The organism is Kitasatospora dryopteridis, from assembly GCF_050749075.1.
Taxonomy (GTDB): Bacteria; Actinomycetota; Actinomycetes; order Streptomycetales; family Streptomycetaceae; genus Kitasatospora.
The window spans coordinates 1-13,121 of record NZ_CP192750.1 but is presented as its reverse complement, the minus strand read 5'-3'; the positions used below and the strand labels follow the sequence as shown (position 1 = coordinate 13,121).

Genomic DNA, 13,121 nt, shown 5'->3' with positions numbered 1-13,121 from the left:
CACAGGGATTCACCTCGCTCCACAGCAGGCCAGGACGGAACAGGCGAAACCGGTCGGCCCGCTCCTCCAACCAGACCGACGACGCCCGGTCCGGCCGATCCTATCTGCACCAGCTACGGCACGTTTCTGACGTATTCCGGTTGGCGCCCCGCGAAGGCGTCGAGGCGGGTGCCCGTGTCGCTCATGGCGCCCACCCTGGCACAGCCCGCCGCCGCCCGTCGCCTGAACGTCAATCGGGCGTTGACCGGGGCCGGCTGAGAACCCGCAGCGAGGTCAGCATGGCGTCCCACAGCTCACGGGACGTCTCGGACGCCAGGTCGTCGCCCCAGCACACCACGTTGGCCAGCAGCGCGGCATGCTCCCAGCGCTGACGCTCCGCCGGGGTCAGCGCGGCTGCGGCCGCCCGCAGGCCCTGCAGATACGCCCGGTCCTCAGCGTCCACCCGCCCAGCCTGGCACGCCTGCCCGGCCCGGACCGTACGCGACATCAACTCCGTGCACCAGCAGGTCAAAGAGATGCCTCCGGCGGGCCACCCTGCGGAGGGGGTGCCCCAAGATCCGTGCCGGGACCGACCCACCGTCGGGGTGAGAAGTGGTGCCGGGGGGGGGGGGGGGGGGGGGGCTGGTCGGCCCCCTCGTCGGACGGCAGCCCAAGGGGAGCAGAGCCGCCGCCAGGCCGCAACCCCCGGGAAAAGCGCCCGGGGGTTGCACCCCGACGACGCCCCCGCTCGGCGGAGCCCTGCCGCCCAACGAGGGAACCACCCAGCTCAGGAGGGGAATTGCTGGCAGCGCCGGGGGCGCACACCCACGGAGAACACGCCCCGCAATGTCAGAGAATTGCTGACAGATAGTTCATGTCAGGAGTAGAATGACACTATGGCGAAGACGGAGACTCAGCCCAACCCCGACGACCGGTACGGCTACTCGCGCCAGGCGCTGGCCCGACTGGTCCTGTCCCACGACGCCGCCGAACTCGCGAAGTCCGCGATCAGCTTCGTCCCGCCGCGCAACGACGACGACCCGTACGAGGTGATCAGCAGCGCGCTGAACCTGGTGGAGTCCGCCCAGGACGTGCTGCGGGCCGCCGTCCTCTGGGCCCGCGAGCGCCACACCAGCTGGGAGGAGATCGGCGAGGCAGTCGGCGGGATCACCCGGCAGTCCGCGCACACCCGGTACGCCGAGGCCGAGGCCGAGTGGAAGCTGGGCCTGGTGGAGCCGATCGTGCCGCCGCCGGCGGACCGCCCCAAGGCACTGGCGTGGCAGCGTCTGCACGAGGCCGCGTACGAGCCCACCGCCACCGCCAAGCGGCTGGACCAGTGGGCGGCCGAGCACGGGCTGGGAGAGCAGGCGGTCAGCCGCAACCTGCCCACGCTGTCGACCGCGGACGAGCTGAACAACCTGCTCGACGCGATCAACCACGCGACGAAGAACCTCAGCAACTACAAGGGCGAGGAGCGGGCCAGGCTGCTGGACCGCAAGGCCGCACTGCTGGACCGCATCGCCATCGAGCAGGACCGGCCGGAGTCCGCCGAGCTCGCCGCCGGCGCCCGAGCGAAGGCCGCCGAGATCCGAGCCGAAGCCGCCACGCACGAGTGACCGAAGCGGAGCCGGGCCCCCAGCGCCGGATCCCGCCGTGCGGGATCCGGCCGGGGACGAATCAGGATGATCTACGCACGATTCGATGAGTGCGTGTCATCACCGGCACGGACGGTCAGAGTTGTGAAATGCTGCCCGATGGCTTAAACACACCGACCTTGGAGCCGCCTACACAGGCCGGAAAAGCAGAAGCGCCCCATCCGGGATTCCCGTCCCAGTGAGGCGCACGCCACGTACAACCACATATTCGCTTCTTGTCCTTCAGCCCCACCCAGGTCGCCAAACTTGCCGGGGTCGAAGGTCGGGAGGCCCGCGCTCTTGCACGCCTATCCGGGAGATGACTATAGCTGTCAGCTCGCCGGTCTGCACAGCACTGCCCCGATCTGACACGCCGCGTTCCAACCCGGTTTCCACCGGCTCAGTTCCGCGTTCCACGTCGAGCACGCAGACCGACTCCGCCCGTTCCATCCTGCGGTTCCCCCGCACCAACCGGACCACCTGGTACCGGCTGACCTGCCTCGCCCACTACCGGGGCGAGCACGGGGACGCCCTGCAGACCTTCCTGCAGCACGCCACCTACGAGGCCGGCCCCCGCGGTCGACTCGCTGACGTGCCCCGCCTGATCAACACCTACAAGGCCGCCCGGAACATCTCCGAGCGGTCCGCCTGGCGTGCCCTGAAAGCGGCCTGCCAGCGCGGGTGGATCCGCTGCACCCAGCACGCCGCCCCCGGCTACCCGGCCCGCTACGAGCTCCAGGTCCCCGTCGACCTGGTGGTGAACGACCTCCCCGACGACCTCGCCCAGGAACTCGAGCTCTGGAACGAGGAGGCCCTACCGGAGCCCGACCACGCCGACACCTACGCCGGGCACCTCTCCCAGGCGCCCATCACCCCGGTGTGCCTGGTCCCGCCGGCGGACCCGTTCCCCGAGCCCCGCACCGCCCCTGACGTCACACCAGACAACAGCTCTGATGTTGAGTGTCAGACGTCTCCTTATACCGCGACGGCGTTTTATCCCCTGTTGGATGAAACGTTCACCATCCCAGGGGCGATCAGCGAGCCCATCCCGGAACCCGCGCGGCGACCGTCCCACCGTCGGCACAAGCCGACCGCCCAGGAGCTGGCCGACGCGCGGCAGGTGCTCGCCCGGTGCGAGCGCTGGTGGAAGCACCAGCGGGGAGGGTCCGGGCTGCTGTCCGCGCGCGAGCTGGCCGGTCTGGTGGAGCCCGCCGCGCTGGCCCTGCGGCGGGCAACGCGGACCGAGGTCATCGAGGCCGCGACGTTCCAGACCCGTTCCGCCCGGTCCCTCGCCGAGCTGGTCGGGTTCCGGCTCTGGCGGATCATCAAGACCCGCCCCGAGTGGGGTCAGGCCAGGCCGACGCTGCCCGACGGGTACCGCGCCGACGACCAGGGCGTGGAGTACGCCCGGCTGGTGGCCCGCAACGTCCGCGAACGCGAGCCCATGACGGCCGGCCTCGCCGTGGCCCGCGCCGCCCTGCGGCAGAGCCAACAGCAGGCCGTCGAGGTAGGCCGCGCCGCCGAGGCACCGGCGAGGCGCTGGCAGCGCGAGGACGAAGCGGACTTCCTCGCCGCCCAGGCTGCGGTCGAGGACGTCGGCCAGCCCAGCCCATTGGAGATCTACCGGGCCCGCACGTGGCGGTCCCAGCAGGACCGGTAACAGTCGCTCCGTATCCGAACCCCCTCATTCGAGGGCCGAGATCTAGAACCACACATCATCCGGGCCGCCCGCGACATGCTCCCCAACCCCGAACACTCGATCACCTCGATCGCCAAGCTGCTCGGCGTCAGGTTGCGTCCAGGGAAGTGGTGTAACGGGCAGAGGGCCCTGTGATGGGCGTGTTGTCCGGGCATGAGAGCGGTCACCGGCTGATCCTTCGAGAACGCATTACTGATCTTGAAGGAGAACCGATGACCGCACTTGAGAGTGTGCCGTTCGCCGCCTGGCTGGAGGAGAACCTGGCCTCGGCGAGTCCCGATCTGCTGCGGCAGATGGTGAAGACGTTCGCCGAGGCGATGATGTCCGCGGACGTGGACGCCGTCTGCGGGGCCGAGTACGGCCGGCCGAGCGCGGACCGGGTCACCCACCGCAACGGCTACCGGCACCGGGAGTGGGACACCCGGGTCGGCACCATCGACCTGGCCGTGCCCAAGGTCCGGTCCGGCTCGTACTTCCCGGCCTGGCTGCTGGAACGCCGGCGCCGCTCCGGACAGGCCCTGATCAGCGTGGTGGCCACCTGCTACCTGCTCGGGGTCTCCACCCGCCGGGTGGAGACGCTCGCCGAGGCCCTGGGGGTGACCCGGCTGTCGAAGTCCCAGGTCTCCGGGATGGCCCAGACCCTGGATGTGCGGGTGGCCGAGTTCCGCGACCGGCCCCTGGACGCCGGCCCGTACACCTTCGTGTGGGTCGACGCGCTGACCCAGAAGGTCCGCGAGGGCGGCCGGGTGGTGAACGTGCACTGCCTGATCGCGGTCGGTGTGAACGCCGAGGGCCGCCGCGAGATCCTCGGCATCGACATCGCCACGGCCGAGGACGGCGCCGGCTGGCTGGCCTTCCTGCGCTCCCTGACCGCCCGCGGCCTGACCGGGGTGCAGCTGGTGGTCTCCGACGCGCACACCGGCCTGGTGGCCGCGGTCGGCGCCACCCTGCCCGGCGCCGCCTGGCAGCGCTGCCGCACCCGCTACGCCCGGAACTTGATCAACCAGGCGCCGAAGTCCGCCCAGCCCTGGGTCGCCACCCTGCTGCGGACCGTCTTCGAACAGCCCGACGCGGATGCGGTGCGCACCCAGATGGCCCAGGTCATCACCGCACTCGACGAGAAGTTCCCCGCCGCGGCCCAGCACCTGGACGCCGCCCGCGAGGACCTGCTGGCCTTCACCGCCTTCCCCCGCGAGGTGTGGAAGCAGATCTGGTCCAACAACCCGCAGGAACGCCTGAACAAGGAGATCCGCCGCCGCACCGACGTCGTCGGGATCTTTCCCGACCGCACCGCCGTCATCCGCCTGATCGGCGCGGTCCTGGCCGAGCAGAACGACGAGTGGACCGAGCAGCGCCGCTACATGGGCCCCGAGATCCTCGCCCGCTGCCGCCTCCGCCCCCTGGAGACCACCGCCCCCGCCGACACCGACAACTCCGCCCAAGCCCTGACCGCATAGCCTGACCCCGGATCACCGAGTGACCGCGGCTTCGTTACACCACTCCGCCGGACGTGACCCGGCGTCAGCCCCGGCACCCTCTACAACCACATCTCCGACCTGCAGGAGCTGCGGGCCCGCCACATCCCGGCCCAGATCGACGGAGGTACCCGATGATCCCCGGACCGCACCGACTCAAGGGCGGTGCCCTCCAGCTCGGCGTCGGCGAGCACGGCCTGCCCGGCCCGTTCGGCGCCTGGACCGATCAGGACGGCCGGGAAGACGAGCGCAACCCGGCCGAGAACGCCCTCCCCGAGCCGCACTGCTGATTCACCAGGATCATCCCATGGCGGCTTTGGGGCTCACCTTGGCTGGACCCGCACAGCATTACCGGCGAGACCCCAGGTCAGCCCAAAGATCAACGCGCACTTGTTGAGTATCAACTACTCATGCTTGGCGGCGCCCCTTCGCGACGGTAGATATGTCCGATTTGCCAGTTATTTCCGAATGAGTGACGCGCCCGGCGGAAGGCAAATCTGTCTGCCGGAGGCAATTGAAGATTGAGGGGGCTCTGGCAAGCGCTATTTTCGGGGGAGTGGGGAAAGAAACAAATTGTCAGTCATCTGTCGCCCCAGTGTCCGGACCCCTGATTATTGGGTGTCAACGGAGATTCTTGTTAAATTCCTTGCGGATGAATACCGAGATCATCCGAGGATTGAGTATGCGCTGAAAACCATTCAGGCGACAACGGTGCAGACGCGGCCGTTCTCTCGGCCGCTGGAGGAAATCGCCCGCCCGGCCGTGTCAATGGGTGAGCGTATGCGGGCGCATTTCCAGGATGCCTGCAGTCTGGCGGAGGAAGCCGCGCGGGATGCGCTCGCGTCGGCTCAGGTCCGGCCCCAGGACATCAGTGCTCTCGTCTGCGCTACGTCGACCGGCTATGCCATGCCCGGAGTGGACATCCACCTGATCGGCCGGCTCGGGCTCCCGGCGACCGTCCACCGCACGCCCGTCACCCAACTGGGCTGCGCTGGCGGGGCCTATGGCTTGGCGAAGGCCGCAGAGCATACCGCCGTCCATCCGGGCAGCAATGTGCTGGTTGTCTGTGCGGATGTCTTTACTCCGTTCCTGCACCATGCTGACGCGGGCATGGATGCGATGATTTTCAGAGGGATTCTCGGGGACGCCGCCGGCGCGTGTGTTGTCCGCGGTGGCACAGACGGGCCCGGGCCGGTCATGACCCAGTCATGGCAGTACGTGGTGCCGGACAGTTCCGACATCGTGGGTATCCGGCTGGAAGACGACGGCTTCCATGGCTACAACTCCTTCCGGCTGATCAATGCTGTCGGTTCGGCACTGCCGCACCTGGTCGAATGGCTCAACCGGACCTGCCCTCCGGCGGCCGAAGCGAGTCCGGATTTCATCGTCGCGCACCCCGGAAGCCCTCGGGTGATGGACACACTGATCTCTGGCCTCCAGTGCAACGCCGAACTTCTGGCGCTATCCCGGGAGAGTCTTCGGGAAATGGGAAACATAGGATCCGTCTCGCTTCTCGATGTACTGACGCGCACTTTCGCCGACCCGCCCCCAACCGGCACCCACGGCCTCATGGTCGGCGTGGGACCAGGAGTGACCCTCGTAGCCAGCCGGGTCGACTGGCTCTAGAAGGGGAAGGCTCATGACCGAGTTCTCCCACCTGCCGGCCTCACGGGCGGCGGTGGCCACCGGGATCGGCTGCTACCTGCCGCCGGACCTGGTGACCAACGAAGACCTGGCGGCCCGTCTGGACACCTCGGACGACTGGATCCGTACCCGTACCGGCATCGCCACCCGCCACGTGGTCTCCCCCGGCATGGCCACCTCCGACTTGGCCGTGGAGGCCGGGCGGCGGGCGCTGGAGTCCGCGGGGGAGCCCCGGGTGGACGCGGTGGTGCTGGCCACCACCACCCCCGACCGCCCCTGCCCGGCGACCGCACCGGAAGTGGCGGCCAGGCTCGGGCAGAGCGGCGTGGCGGCGTTCGACGTCTCGGCGGTGTGCAGCGGCTTCCTGTACGCGCTGGCGACCGCCGCGGGCCTGATCGCCGCCGGCACCGCCGAGCGGGTTCTACTGATCGCGGCCGACGCCTTCACCACCCTCGTCGACCCGGACGACCGCTCCACCGCCGTGATCTTCGCGGACGGGGCCGGGGCGATGGTCCTGCGCGCCGGTGACGCCGGCGAGCAGGGTGCGGTCGGGCCGGTGGTGCTGGGCAGCGACGGCGAGCTCAGCGACCTGATCGAGGTGCCGGCCGGCGGATCCCGGCAGCGCTCCTCCGGCCGCCCACCGGGGCCCGGCGACGAGCACTTCAAGATGCGCGGCCGGGACATCTACCGGCACGCCGTGGAACGGATGACCAACGCCTCCCGGCAGGCCATCGCCGCGGCCGGCTGGGCCATCGACGACGTGGACCGGTTCGCCGCCCACCAGGCCAACGCCCGAATCCTCACGTCCGTGGCCGAACGGCTCGGCCTGCCGACCGAGAAGCAGCTCTCCAACATCGAGCGAGTCGGCAACACCGGAGCCGCCTCCATCCCGCTCCTCCTCGCCGAGGCAGCCACAGACGGCGGCCTGGCCGCTGGGCAGCACGTGCTGCTCACCGCCTTCGGCGGCGGCCTCACCTGGGGCGCCACCACCCTCATCTGGCCCGAGCTCAAGACCTGAACACGACACAGGAACACAGCCACCCCTGTCACCCCACCAACACCGCAAGGAACCACCACCGTGTTCGAGACCCTCAAGGAAATCCTCGTCAGCAAGCTCAAGCTGTCGCCGGAACAGATCACTCCGGAAGCCACCAAAGAGGACATCGAGCTCGACTCGCTCGCCGTCGTCGAACTGTCTCTAACCCTTGAGAACGAACTCGGCATCACCATCAGCGACGACGAACTGCTGCACGCCGAAACCGTCGAAGAGATAGCCAAGCTGATCGAGAGCCGGAGCACGAAGACCTGATGGGCCATCACAACATCGCCGTTACAGGGCTCGGCCTGGTCACCCCGGGCGGCATCGGAGTCGGACCGAGCTGGGCGGCGGTCTGCGAGGGCCAGCCCAGCGCCGCCCACGACCCCCTCCTGGAGGACAACCCCGTACACATCTCCTGCCGGGTGCCCGACTTCGACCCCGCACAACTGCTTGGCGGCCGCCGCGCCCACCGCCTCGACCGCTTCACCCAATTCGCACTGGTCGCAGCCCAGGAAGCGATCGCCGACGCCGGACTCGACCCAGCAACCTGGGACGGCGCCCGAGTAGGCGTAGTCCTAGGCTGCGCCGACGGCGGGCCCGGAACCGTCGAGGACCAGCACCGAGTACTAGTCAAGAAGGGCGCCGCCCAGGTCTCACCGCTGCTGCTCCCGATGCAGCTGCCCAATATGCTGGCTGGTCAGACTGCCATTGAGTTCGGTGCCACCGGCCCCAACCTGGTGGTTGCCACTGCCTGCGCCTCCGGCGCGACCGCGATCGGCACCGCGCGCGACCTGCTTGCGCTGGATCGCTGCGACATCGTGCTGACCGGGGGCAGCGAGGCCATGATCACCCCGCTGGTCATGGCAGGCTTCGCCCAGATGGGTGCACTCTCCAGGCGCGAGGACGATCCTTCCTCGGCCTCCCGCCCCTTCGACGCCGACCGCGACGGCTTCGTCGCGGGGGAAGGGGCCGGGGTACTCGTCCTGGAACGCGCCACCGACGCGCGGGCGCGCGGCGCCCGCATCCGGGCCCGCGTGGTGGGCTATGGGGCGAGCGCCGACGCCCACCACATGACCACCCCGCACCCGGAAGGGACCGGAGTGGAGGCAGCTATCCGGGCCGCGCTGGCCGATGCCGGCGCGACCGCGCACGACGTCGGGCACGTCAACGCGCACGGCACCTCGACTCCACTGAACGACCTGGCCGAGGCCAGGGTAATCCGGCATGTCCTGCCCGACTCCCCGCTAGTGACCTCTACCAAGGGATCGACCGGACACCTGCTGGGTGCAGCCGGAGCAGTGGAAGCGGTGTTCGGCGTCCTCACCGTCGAGCAAGGCCTGATCCCGCCCACCGCCAACCTCAAGACCCCCGACCCCCGGATCGACATCGCCCTCGCCACCACGGCCACCGCCCGCCCGGTCGACCTCACCCTGAGCAACTCCTTCGGATTCGGCGGCCAGAACGCCGTCCTAGCGATTGCCGCTTCCTAATGTCGTTGTCAAGCGGTCTCGGTCACTGGGGGTGTGACGTGGTAGCACCGTCGGTCACGGATCAGGGCCCACAGGACGTTGACGCGTCGTCGGGCCAGGGCCATCACGGCCTGGACGTGCCGCTTCCCTTCCGCGCGCTTGCGGTCGTAGAACGCCCGCGAGTTCGGGTCGCACCGGATGCTGACCAGCGCGGAGGTGTAGAAGACGCGTTGGAGCCTGCGGTGGTACTGGCTGGGGCGGCGGAGGTTGCCGCTGACCTTCCCCGAGTCGCGGGGCGCGGGAGCGACGCCGGCGAACGCCGCGAGGGCGTCCGGGGAGGCGAAGCTGTCCAGGCTCCCGCCGACGGCGGCCAGGAACTCGGCGCCGAGCACGGTGCCGATACCGGGGACGCTCTCGACTATCTCGGCGAGTTCGTGCTCGCGAAACCGGCCCTCGATGAGCTTGTCCATCTCGGCGATCTGCTCGTTGAGGGCCATCACCCCCTCGGCCAGGGTGTGGACCAGCCTGGCGATGGTCTTCTCCCCGGGGACGGCGGTGTGCTGACGCTGGGCGGCCTCAACGGCCGTCTCGGCCAGGGCCCTGGCGTTGCGGATCTTGCGGTTGGCCAGCCACTTGGCCAGCCGCGCGACGCCGACGCGGCGGATCGCGGCCGGGGTCTGGTAACCCGTCAGCAGCTTGAGCGGACCGGTGTTGGCCAGGTCCAGGGCCCGTTCCAGGGCTGGGAACATGCTCAGCAGGGTGCCGCGCAGGCGGTTGACGGCGCGGGTGCGGTCCTCGACCAGGTCGGCGCGTCGGCCGGTCAGCAGCCTGAGTTCGATCGCGGCCTCGTCGCCGGGGCGGACGGGCTGCAGATCGCGGCGCATCCTGGCCTGGTCGGCGATCACGTAGGCGTCGCGGGCATCGGTCTTGCCCTCACCGCGGTAGCCGTCGGACGCCCGGTTCACCAGGCGGCCGGGGATGTACAGGACCTCCTGGCCGTGGGCGACGAGCAGACTCAGCAGCAGGGCCGGCTCGCCGCCGGTCATGTCGATCGCCCAGGTCACCCGGCCGCCGTCGGCCAGGGCGAGGACGTCGCCGATCAGCTGCAGCAACTCGGGCTCGTCGTTGGCCACCCGCCGCGACAGCAGGGTCTTGCCCTCGGGGTCCAGGGCCAGGCCGTGGTGGTGGCCCTTGCCGCTGTCGATCCCCGCCCATATCCGGCTCATCATGCTCCTGACGTGCGTGTTCGCGCTGTTCGTACCACGGACGACCTCGCCGGCATTGCTCTACACAGCGACTTGCTCGTACTTCCTAATCGGCGGCCGAGTCGTCGTGGGGTGCCGGGCGGCCAAGCGGCGGGAGCCACGAGACGGCAGCGGCCTGATAGCCACACCCAGCACCCCTGGGGGACCCAACCTTACGAATGGCCCGATCAACCCGTTCAAGAAGGTAGAGCGGCCTGACACCCCGCCCCCGCGTTCGAGGTATGCCGTCTATTGCTGACTATGAACGGCCTCGGCCCGATAGCTGCATGGGATGTCTGACCTCTTTCACTTCCGGCCCCGCCTGGACAGCAGGGGCCGGCAGCCCGGCCCCGGGTCGTGGGGACCCAGGATCGGGGAAGGTCCGCCCACGCGGCCACGGGCGGGCGGGACCGGGCCGGGGTGAGGCCCGGGCACGGGAGAGAGCGCCCCGGGCCCCACCCCGGCCCAGGACATCGCCCGCAGAGACGACGCCCTCAGCCTCCAGGCCACCGGGAGATGGCAGCCGAGTCTCCGGGCAGAAGGAGAGAAACCGATGAGCAGACCGCAGCACCCGACAACAACCGTCACCATCACCGTCGGGCGGGCAGTCCTGGGCCTGTGGCACCGGGCGCATCGCATGGCATACACGCTCATCGAACGCCTGGCGGGATGGGCCGGCCACGTCGACACCGGCTTCATGCTGACCGACTGAGCCAGCGGCGCGCCACGACGATAGCGGTCGCATCCGGCCCGCGATGTGGAAAGGGAGTACGAGTTCCACCCAAGATCAATCAGTTGGCGCTTTTGTCCTGGTATGGGGCCGCTTCTGCTGCCGTGGAGGAGGAAGGCGACAGGCACTACGCAGCCGCGGTCGGGGTCGCGGACGCCGTAGAGCTGGTCGGCGGTCAGTCCTATGGCGTCCGCGACCCCCCGCCACAAGTCAGCTGACCCGCCGGCCGGGCACGATGCCGAGCAACTGGTTGATCCGTTCGCCCGCCGCCCACCTCCGCAGCAGGTTGCCGTTGACCAGGTGCAGGCCCTGCCGGGAGGCCCACAGCACGTCGCCGCGCGGGAACGTGCCGAGGGTGACCAGCAGCCGTACGGTCCCGTCGCGCACCGCGTTGCCGGCCGCGCGGAGAGCCGGGGCGGGCCCGGTCTCGTCGTCCTCCTTCCAGTCCACCGGGCGGAACGTCACGTCGATCGGCCGCTGGCCCGAGCAGTCGGTGCCCACTATCCGCGGCCGACCCTGGTACGGCTGCCAGGCGACCAGCCAGCCGTCGCGCCGCAGCAGCGCGAGCACGACCCGGTGCACCTGGGCGTCGGTCAGCGCCTCCGCCTCCGCCGCCGTGAAGCGGCCGCGCCGACGGCGAACGACCGCTCCGCGCCACAGCACCAGGCGGGCCAGCAGCGCGAGGTAGAGGGAGCCGCCGAGCGCAAGACCGAGGCCACCGAGCAGCCGCCAGCACCACACCAGCCAGAAGATCGCGACCACTGCGGCGACCGCGAGGGCGATCAGCGCGGGGCGGAGCTCGCGGGTCGTCAACGGGCCGAGGCCGGCCGCCCGCAGTTCCAGGCGGCGCTGCAGGCGCATCCGTTGCCGCCAGGCCCGGCGGGAGCCCGGTGCCGCGTACCGCCGCCACAACACCGGGGACCACCGACTCTCATGTTCGACCAGCTGACGCCCTTACAGATACCCGCTCCGCGCCCGCGGCCGCCAGCAGGCGCAGGACGATCCGGCCAGCTCAGCACCGATTCCGGGGGCCGCTGACCCACTTCCGGCCAACTGTGACAAGTTAGTTGTCATGGGGAACGTGAAGCGATTCGACGGATCGCTGCCGACGGGCGTGCGGGTGCGAGAGGTGACCGACGAGCGGCTGCCGCCGCAGCCCGACCGGGAGGCGATCGAGCGGTTTTGAATAACCTTCCTGGTCCACCTCGCCGAGCGCGAGCAGCGCGCCGGGACCGAGGACGACGTGCTGCTGGTTGGCTACGTCGAGGCCCTGCGCGAGGTCCGGGCGAAGACCCGGGCGCAGCTGGTCGCCGAGCTCGGCGCGGTGCTGGGCCGCGCCGGGTCGAGGCGAAGAAGGCCGCCAAGCTCGCGGAGGCCGCGGTGAACGCCAGGCTCGACCAGATCCTGGCGTGGGACGATCCGGCCCACGACAACTACTCGGTGCTCGGCGCGGCCGCCGGGATGAGCCGCCAGGCCGTCCAGGCACGAGCGGCGAAGCTGCTCGGCGACGCCTCCGGCGACGAGCTGGCCGAGGACGAGCCGGAGGGGGTCCGGTGAGGCAGCGAACTGCAAGCACTGCACACTGGAACGGTTCTAGCTGTGGCCCGTGATGACGTGCCGTGGGCGACGCTGCTGGCCGACCCGGCCACCCGGCGCCGGTACGAGGCGAAGATCCTCCGGCGCGGGCCGGGCCGGTGTGAGTGGTGGCTGGGCGGCATCAGCGACTCCGGCCACGGGAAGATGCGCGCCGGGTCGGGGCCGGCCAGCAGGGTGGTCAGCGTCCACGTGCTCGGGTTCGGCCTCGCGTACGGACTGGAGGCGCTGCAGGCCGCCGAGCTGGTCCGGCACCGGTGCGACTCCCCGAGCTGCCAGCAGCCGGCGCACTGGCTGCCCGGCACCCGGGCGGACAACGTGCTCGACTACGCCAGCCGGAGCCGACTCGCCGGGCACGCGCTCGCCGACACCCGCGGCGCCGCCGGCCGGGCCGTGGCGATCCGGGACGCCATCAAGGCAGCCCTCGCCGCCGACGAGGACGTCGAGGCCGCGATCGAGCGGGCCATCATCGCGGGCCAGCCCGGCGGGGCGTGGCAGGACGGCCTGTGGTGACCCACCCTGTAACAGTCGAAGCCCCCGGGGAGCAGCGCCGGGGGCTTCGGCGTTCCGGGACGGCGGGGCGTTCCACCCCGGGACCGGAGGTGGAACAGGGCA

At 70.3% G+C, this 13,121-nt stretch carries 15 protein-coding genes; 12 read left to right on the top strand and 3 right to left on the bottom strand.

The window, feature by feature from the left end:
* Positions 1-229: 229 nt before the first annotated feature.
* Positions 230-442, bottom strand: coding sequence for a hypothetical protein (locus ACQ614_RS38680; protein ID WP_431684175.1), 213 nt, complete (start codon positions 440-442; stop codon positions 230-232).
* Positions 443-875: 433 nt separating this feature from the next.
* On the opposite strand from ACQ614_RS38680, the gene ACQ614_RS38675 reads away from it, so the two are divergent.
* From ACQ614_RS38675 to ACQ614_RS38640, 8 genes are all read left to right on the top strand, one after another.
* A complete protein-coding gene (locus ACQ614_RS38675) occupies positions 876-1,595 on the top strand; it encodes a hypothetical protein (RefSeq protein ID WP_431684174.1) in 720 nt (239 codons plus the stop codon).
* 337 nt (positions 1,596-1,932) lie between these two features.
* Positions 1,933-3,273: a hypothetical protein gene (locus ACQ614_RS38670; RefSeq protein ID WP_431684173.1), complete on the top strand. Its 1,341-nt coding sequence runs from the start codon at positions 1,933-1,935 to the stop codon at positions 3,271-3,273.
* 251 nt (positions 3,274-3,524) lie between these two features.
* A complete protein-coding gene (locus ACQ614_RS38665) occupies positions 3,525-4,769 on the top strand; it encodes an IS256 family transposase (protein ID WP_431684172.1) in 1,245 nt (414 codons plus the stop codon).
* Between the two features lie 152 nt (positions 4,770-4,921).
* On the top strand, positions 4,922-5,077 hold the full coding sequence (locus tag ACQ614_RS38660; RefSeq protein ID WP_431684171.1) for a hypothetical protein: 156 nt from the start codon (positions 4,922-4,924) through the stop codon (positions 5,075-5,077).
* A gap of 328 nt (positions 5,078-5,405) precedes the next feature.
* Positions 5,406-6,413 (top strand): PhlD, encoded by a 1,008-nt coding sequence (locus ACQ614_RS38655; RefSeq protein WP_431684170.1) that lies wholly within the window; start codon positions 5,406-5,408, stop codon positions 6,411-6,413.
* 13 nt (positions 6,414-6,426) lie between these two features.
* The gene (locus tag ACQ614_RS38650; protein ID WP_431684169.1) at positions 6,427-7,449 is read left to right on the top strand and encodes a beta-ketoacyl-ACP synthase III; all 1,023 of its coding nucleotides are present in this window, start codon (positions 6,427-6,429) and stop codon (positions 7,447-7,449) included.
* Between the two features lie 60 nt (positions 7,450-7,509).
* On the top strand, positions 7,510-7,740 hold the full coding sequence (locus tag ACQ614_RS38645; protein WP_431684168.1) for an acyl carrier protein: 231 nt from the start codon (positions 7,510-7,512) through the stop codon (positions 7,738-7,740).
* Entirely contained in the window at positions 7,740-8,960 is a 1,221-nt protein-coding gene (locus tag ACQ614_RS38640) for a beta-ketoacyl-[acyl-carrier-protein] synthase family protein (RefSeq protein ID WP_431684167.1), read from the top strand. Before ACQ614_RS38645 ends, ACQ614_RS38640 begins: the two co-directional genes overlap by 1 nt.
* 8 nt (positions 8,961-8,968) lie before the next feature.
* Here ACQ614_RS38640 and ACQ614_RS38635 read toward each other — a convergent pair whose 3' ends face one another.
* The gene (locus tag ACQ614_RS38635) at positions 8,969-10,165 is read right to left on the bottom strand and encodes an IS110 family transposase (protein ID WP_431684166.1); all 1,197 of its coding nucleotides are present in this window, start codon (positions 10,163-10,165) and stop codon (positions 8,969-8,971) included.
* A gap of 571 nt (positions 10,166-10,736) precedes the next feature.
* On the opposite strand from ACQ614_RS38635, the gene ACQ614_RS38630 reads away from it, so the two are divergent.
* Positions 10,737-10,895 (top strand): hypothetical protein, encoded by a 159-nt coding sequence (locus ACQ614_RS38630; RefSeq protein ID WP_431684165.1) that lies wholly within the window; start codon positions 10,737-10,739, stop codon positions 10,893-10,895.
* Between the two features lie 228 nt (positions 10,896-11,123).
* Here the strand turns inward: ACQ614_RS38630 and ACQ614_RS38625 are convergent, their stop codons facing one another.
* The gene (locus tag ACQ614_RS38625) at positions 11,124-11,774 is read right to left on the bottom strand and encodes a hypothetical protein (RefSeq protein ID WP_431684164.1); all 651 of its coding nucleotides are present in this window, start codon (positions 11,772-11,774) and stop codon (positions 11,124-11,126) included.
* Positions 11,775-12,156: 382 nt separating this feature from the next.
* Between ACQ614_RS38625 and ACQ614_RS38620 the strand changes: the two genes are divergently transcribed.
* From ACQ614_RS38620 to ACQ614_RS38610, 3 genes are read left to right on the top strand one after another with little or no spacing between them, the layout of a single operon-like run.
* On the top strand, positions 12,157-12,297 hold the full coding sequence (locus ACQ614_RS38620) for a hypothetical protein (RefSeq protein ID WP_431684163.1): 141 nt from the start codon (positions 12,157-12,159) through the stop codon (positions 12,295-12,297).
* A complete protein-coding gene (locus tag ACQ614_RS38615) occupies positions 12,294-12,470 on the top strand; it encodes a hypothetical protein (RefSeq protein WP_431684162.1) in 177 nt (58 codons plus the stop codon). Before ACQ614_RS38620 ends, ACQ614_RS38615 begins: the two co-directional genes overlap by 4 nt.
* 42 nt (positions 12,471-12,512) lie before the next feature.
* Complete coding sequence (locus ACQ614_RS38610; protein ID WP_431684161.1) at positions 12,513-13,019, top strand: hypothetical protein; 507 nt, start codon at positions 12,513-12,515, stop codon at positions 13,017-13,019.
* Positions 13,020-13,121: the final 102 nt, after the last annotated feature.

What these genes read in the sequence shown, in the direction of transcription:
- ACQ614_RS38675 (WP_431684174.1), top strand. Translation starts at nt 876, where the DNA reads ATGGCGAAGACGGAGACTCAGCCCAACCCCGACGACCGGTACGGCTAC.
- ACQ614_RS38670 (WP_431684173.1), top strand. Translation starts at nt 1,933, where the DNA reads ATGACTATAGCTGTCAGCTCGCCGGTCTGCACAGCACTGCCCCGATCT.
- ACQ614_RS38665 (WP_431684172.1), top strand. Translation starts at nt 3,525, where the DNA reads ATGACCGCACTTGAGAGTGTGCCGTTCGCCGCCTGGCTGGAGGAGAAC.
- ACQ614_RS38660 (WP_431684171.1), top strand. Translation starts at nt 4,922, where the DNA reads ATGATCCCCGGACCGCACCGACTCAAGGGCGGTGCCCTCCAGCTCGGC.
- ACQ614_RS38650 (WP_431684169.1), top strand. Translation starts at nt 6,427, where the DNA reads ATGACCGAGTTCTCCCACCTGCCGGCCTCACGGGCGGCGGTGGCCACC.
- ACQ614_RS38640 (WP_431684167.1), top strand. Translation starts at nt 7,740, where the DNA reads ATGGGCCATCACAACATCGCCGTTACAGGGCTCGGCCTGGTCACCCCG.
- ACQ614_RS38635 (WP_431684166.1), bottom strand. Translation starts at nt 10,165, where the DNA reads ATGAGCCGGATATGGGCGGGGATCGACAGCGGCAAGGGCCACCACCAC.
- ACQ614_RS38630 (WP_431684165.1), top strand. Translation starts at nt 10,737, where the DNA reads ATGAGCAGACCGCAGCACCCGACAACAACCGTCACCATCACCGTCGGG.
- ACQ614_RS38625 (WP_431684164.1), bottom strand. Translation starts at nt 11,774, where the DNA reads ATGCGCCTGCAGCGCCGCCTGGAACTGCGGGCGGCCGGCCTCGGCCCG.